This window comes from Silvimonas sp., assembly GCF_031291215.1.
GTDB classification, from domain to species: domain Bacteria; phylum Pseudomonadota; class Gammaproteobacteria; order Burkholderiales; family Chitinibacteraceae; genus Silvimonas; species Silvimonas soli.
Map to the genome: position 1 here is coordinate 1 of NZ_JARLJK010000102.1, position 1,203 is coordinate 1,203.

Sequence of the window (1,203 nt, forward strand, 5' to 3'; positions counted from 1 at the left end):
GAGCCAGACACCGTCACCGTCACAGACTCTGACTGCGAGGCTGACTCTGACGCTGTGCCAGTGGCTGATGTGCCCAAGGTGGACGACCCGCTGCCGCTGCCAGTCGCGCTGCCCGATTCTGAGCTTGTACCTGTAGCTGTGTCTGACGATGACTGAGTCCATGACACACTCGCACTGTCGCTTGGGCTGTGGCTCACAGATGCCGAAGCGGCACTTGTCACTGTCCACGATTGTGATGCCGTGTCGCTGCTGGAGGATGATGGAGACACACTCGTGTTGGCACTGACACTGACACTGACACTGCCACTGCCACTGCCACTGCCACTGCCACTGCCACTGCCAGCAGAAGACGCAGACTCGGACACAGACTCTGATCCTGATCCACTCCCACTGCTGCTGACCGAAACCGAGGCTGAGACTGCGACTGCGACTGAACCACTCGCACTGCTTGTACTCGTTTCTGTCTCACTCATCGTCGATGACACTGTTTGGCTTGCGCTAGACGCTCCACTCCGTGACTCAGAGCTGCTCCCACTCTCCGAAACGGATACCGATGCTGACGATGCTGACGACAGCGACACTGACTGTGACACACTCGCTGTGCCACTCCTACTCTCACTCTCACTCACGCTCACACTGCTGGTCACACTCACACTCACACTCTCACTCGTCATCCTTGACTCTGTTGGGCTCTCGCTCCCTGTCACTGTCACACTCTCACTTCTTGTGGCCGTCAACGTCACAGATTCACTCGCACTGCCCGACCCTGTAGCACTTCCACTACCTGTCGCCGTCGATGTCGCCGTCGCCGTGGCACCAACAGAATCGGATGCCGAAGCCGATCCCGTCCACGTCGCTGTCACAGACCCGGATGACGTCACACTCGCACTGCCGCTGGCCGCGCTTGACTCTGTCCCCGTCCTCGTCACGCTCATTGTCAATGACACTGCTGCACTGTCACTGGCTGATGCCGTCACTGACGCGCTTGTGCTGTCACTGCTTGTCTCACTCACACTGCTAGTGACTCTGGCGCTGTCACTTGCTGTGCCTGTGTTTGTTGCGGATGCGGTGCTGGTCACGCTGCCGCTGCTGCTCACACTGGCTGACTGCGACATTGATTCCGACACTGAGCTCGATTCACTTCCTGATCCTGACTTGCCACTGGATGCTGATGCTGAGGCTGTCTCACTGGCTGTCGTACTC

1 protein-coding gene is annotated in these 1,203 nt (G+C 58.5%); it reads left to right on the forward strand.

What is annotated here, in order from left to right:
- Positions 1-240: 240 nt before the first annotated feature.
- A partial coding sequence (locus P4L78_RS10680; RefSeq protein ID WP_309328052.1) for a hypothetical protein occupies positions 241-1,203 on the forward strand: 963 nt, incomplete at its 3' end.